The organism is Methylobacterium indicum, from assembly GCF_001043895.1.
Lineage (GTDB): Bacteria > Pseudomonadota > Alphaproteobacteria > Rhizobiales > Beijerinckiaceae > Methylobacterium > Methylobacterium indicum.
Map to the genome: position 1 here is coordinate 1 of NZ_JTHF01000377.1, position 3,815 is coordinate 3,815.

At 71.6% G+C, this 3,815-nt stretch carries 3 protein-coding genes; 2 read left to right on the forward strand and 1 reads right to left on the reverse strand.

Features of this window, described 5'->3' with window-relative positions; genetic code table 11:
• Nucleotides 1-269 precede the first annotated feature (269 nt).
• Nucleotides 270-1,427, reverse strand: coding sequence for a zinc-binding dehydrogenase (locus tag QR78_RS30325; RefSeq protein ID WP_048431351.1), 1,158 nt, complete (start codon nucleotides 1,425-1,427; stop codon nucleotides 270-272).
• Between the two features lie 119 nt (nucleotides 1,428-1,546).
• Between QR78_RS30325 and QR78_RS30330 the strand changes: the two genes are divergently transcribed.
• Nucleotides 1,547-3,535, forward strand: coding sequence for an FUSC family protein (locus tag QR78_RS30330; RefSeq protein ID WP_048431352.1), 1,989 nt, complete (start codon nucleotides 1,547-1,549; stop codon nucleotides 3,533-3,535).
• A 3-nt stretch (nucleotides 3,536-3,538) separates the two neighbouring features.
• Nucleotides 3,539-3,733 carry a DUF1656 domain-containing protein gene (locus QR78_RS30335; RefSeq protein ID WP_048431353.1) on the forward strand — a complete coding sequence of 65 codons (195 nt, stop codon included), beginning with the start codon at nucleotides 3,539-3,541 and terminating at the stop codon, nucleotides 3,731-3,733.
• The last annotated feature ends 82 nt before the right edge of the window (nucleotides 3,734-3,815 follow it).

The window sequence follows — 3,815 nt, forward strand, 5'->3', positions numbered from 1 at the left end:
GCCGCCCTTCTCGCCTGCGCGTGGGCGAGCACGGGCGCGCAGGCGAGAAGGGCGGCGAGCAGGACGGGACGCAACGGCGCGGGCTCCGGGTTGAGGCGAATCGCGAAGTCCCCGACCTAAGCAGACTTGCGTTGGCAGGCCAACGCTTCGCCCGCTTAGGTTCTTGTCGTGTCGCAGATTTTTGCCGCCGAACCGGTATCCACTTCGGCGAAATCTGCTCGGCGCCTTCGCCCCCGTCCCGCCATGCGGTCAGGCGCCCGGACGCCGCGTCACGCCACGAGCTCCGGGAACGGCACGATGGTGGATTTCACCGTCTTCATCGCCATCGCGTCCTGCACCGCCTGCGACACGCCCTCCTGCGTGAAGGGATAGACCGTCTGCATCTCGAGCCAGGGATACTTGTCCCGGGCGCGGTAGAGCATGTCGACGCCGAGCGGCAGGTCGTTGCCGGTGAAGGCCCAGGAGCCCAGCACGTTGAGGTCCTTGGAGCAGATCCGGTGCCAGGAGGTCTCGATCTTCCCGGCATCCGTGAACTGGCCCATCTCCACGTAGGTGCCGCCGTCGCGCAGGAACTCGATGCCCTCCGGCCCCGCGCTCGGGTGGCCCGAGCAATCCATCACCAGATCGGCGCCGAAGCCGCCGACGATCTCGCGCACCGCCGCGATGCGGGCCTCGGGCGTCGTCACCTTGGTGATGTCGACGGTCGCCTCGGCGCCGAACTTGCGGGCGAGCGCGAGGCGCGGCTCCTCCGGGGCGCCGACGCAGATCACCCGGCCGGCCCCCATCTCCTGGGCGGCCGCCACCGCCAGGATGCCGATCGGGCCGGAACCCTGGATGACGACGGTGTCGCCCCACTTGAAGCCGCCGGCCTTCGTCGCCCGGTTGAAGGCGCGGATGCAGGAGGTCAGCGGCTCGGACAGCGCGCCGAGGCGCAGCGACATGTCGTCGGGCAGCTTGTAGACCTTGGTGCCCGGCAGCATCTCGAGGTCGACATAGACGTACTCGGCCCAGCCGCCCCACAGGTGCGGCGCCTTGTCGAAGCCGAGATAGCGCCCGTAATAGACCGGCGTCAGGCACTTGTTGGCCTGCTCGGGGTAGTGGACGCAGTAATAGCAGTGCCCGCACGGCATCAGCGGCGGGATCATCACCTTGGAGCCGACCTGGAGCGGCTTCTCCATGAAGTCGGCGGTGAACTCCTCGCCCTTCTCGACGATGACGCCGCCGATCTCGTGGCCGAGCGTGAACGGCCACGGCAGGGGCTTGGGCCAATGGCCCTTGAGGATGTGCTGGTCGGTGCCGCAGACCCCGCAGGCGCCGACCTTGATCAGGGCGGCCTTGCGGGGAACCTTCGGCCACGGCACCGATTGGATGACGGGTTCCGCCCCCGGGCCCGCGAACGTGGCCACGCGGATCTCAGGCTTGCTCATCGGCGCTTCCTCGACTGGCGGTTCTGGCGCGGCGCGGGGCCGCGCGCCGGATCGTTGGCGTCCGGCCTCCCCCACCCTAGCACCGTATTCGATTTGTGCATCCGAAACGGGTGCGACCGATGGCTGAGGAATCCCTGCGCCGCGGCTGGATCGATGCGGTTCTCGACCGGGTCGAGCCGCCGCCGCTGTCGTCCTGGGCCTATGCCGTGCGGATCTGGCTCGCCATGATGCTGGCGCTCTATGCCGGGTTCTGGCTCCAGCTCGAGAGCGCGTCCTCGGCCGCCGTCACGGTGGCGATCCTGGCCCAGCCCCGGCGCGGGCAGGCCCTGTCGAAGGCGGCCTACCGCTTCCTCGGCACGCTCGTCGGCTTCGCGGTGGCGATCCTGTTCGCCGCCCTGTTCGGGCAGGACCGGGTCGAGATGCTGGTCGCCTTCGCGCTCTGGATGGGGCTGTGCGTCTTCACCGCCAACTATCTCCAGGGCACCAAGGCCTATGGCGCCATGCTGTCGGGCTATACGGTGGCGATCATCGCCATCAACAATATCGACGCGCCGCAATCGGTCTTCGCCACCGGGATCGAGCGGGTCGCCGCGATCACGCTCGGCATCGTGGCGATCACCTTCATCAACGACGCGCTCGGCGCGCCCTCCATCTTCCCCGATCTCAGCGCCGGAATGGCCAAGGCCCGTGAGGCCGCGCGCGACTTCGTCCGCCGGGCGGTGCGGGACGGCGATCCGGGACCGGAGGCGGCAGCCGAGGCGATGTGCCTCGCGGCCGCCCCCCGCGACGCGATCGGCGTGGTGGCGACCGAGTTCCACGACGGCGCGAACCGGGCGGCGGGGGCCCGCAGCGCGGTGGCGGCGCTCTTCGCCTCGGTCGCCGCCGCCCGCTCGTTCGCCCTGGCGGTGGCACGCTCCGGCGACCCGGACGACCTGCGCGCGAGCGTGCTCGCCGGCCTCGACGGCGACCGCGACGCGCTGCCCGCGCTCGTCGCCCGCCTCGACGCATTGGCCGAGCGCGAGGACGCGGACCCCGACGCGGTGCTGCGGCTGCGGCGCGCCATCGACCTCCTGCGCCAGGATCGCCTCGCCGAGGACGGGATCGACGCGTTGGAGACCGGACGGGCGCCGCTGCGCGACATGCGGCTGCCCATCCATCGCGACTTCCCCGACGCGCTGCGCAACGCCGCCCGCGTCGTCATCACCATCGCGATCAGCGCGGCGTTGTTCGTGCTCAGCGGCTGGCCCGCCACCTCGGCGGCCCTGCTCCAGGTCTCGGCCTTCGCCGCGCTCGCCTCGATCAACCCCAATCCCGTCGCCTTCGCCACCGGTGCGCTCTGGGGCATGCCGCTCGCCGCGGCCTGCGCGGGCCTCGTCGAGTTCGTCGTGCTCGACGGCGGCCAGGGCTTTCCGCTGCTCGCCATCGCCATGGCGCCAGTGATCGTCACCGCCTGCCTCTTGAGCCTGCGCCCGAAGACCGCGAGCCTCGGCTTCATCCTGCTGGTGTTCTTCCCCGTCGTGCTGGCGCCGACGAACCCGCAGCCCTACAGCGCGGAATCCTATCTGACGTCGAGCGTGCTGTTCTGCGTCGCCGGGCTGATCCTGTTCCTCGTCATCCGCATCGTGCTGCCGACCACGAACGCGCAGCACCGGCGCTGGTCGCTCCAGGCCGCCCGGGCCGACGTGATCGAGGCCCTGTCGGGCGAGCCGCAGGAGGCCGACGAGCGGGTCAACCTCGACGCCGACCGGCTGGTGCAGTTCGCCGGCTGGGGCGGCACCGCGGGGGCGGTGCGCCGCGCCGCCCTGCGGCACGCCTTCGCGCTCGCGGCGCTCGACACCGCCGCCGCGGGAGCCCAGGCCGGACTGAACCGGCTCGCCGAGGTCGCGGTCTATGACGGGGCCGTGCTCCAGGCCCGGGCGGCGCTCCGCCGGGCCGAGGCCGGTCCCTTGCGCGACGCGGGCACGGCGCTCCTCGCGGCCGGCCGCGCCGGCCCGGCGGAATCGCGCCGCACCGCGACCCGCGTCGTGGCCGATCTCGCGACCGCGTCCTATGTCGTCGAGGGGCAGGGCCGCGTGCTGCGGCGCCTCGGCCTGTGGGGTCGCGGATAGGTCATGTTCCACGAGCTGACGGTCGGCGGGGTGCTGGTCTCCCCCTTCGTCGCCTACGCGGCGCTCGCCCTGGCGATCCTGCTCGCCCTGCGGCCGCTCCTGCGCGTTCTGCGCTTCGAGCGCGTCGTCGCGAACCCGCCGCTGGCGGAAGCGGGGATCTACGTCTGCATCCTGGCGCTCTTGATCGTGCTGGTCTGAGGAGAGAATCGTGGCGGTCAAGCGGACGAGCCGGGGACAGCGCGCCTTGCGGATCCTGGCGACGCTCGTGGTGCTGGCGCTC

Bases quoted from the DNA above. Each gene is read 5' to 3' on its own strand.
- QR78_RS30330 (WP_048431352.1), top strand. From the start codon at position 1,547: ATGGCTGAGGAATCCCTGCGCCGCGGCTGGATCGATGCGGTTCTCGAC.
- QR78_RS30325 (WP_048431351.1), bottom strand. From the start codon at position 1,427: ATGAGCAAGCCTGAGATCCGCGTGGCCACGTTCGCGGGCCCGGGGGCG.
- QR78_RS30335 (WP_048431353.1), top strand. From the start codon at position 3,539: ATGTTCCACGAGCTGACGGTCGGCGGGGTGCTGGTCTCCCCCTTCGTC.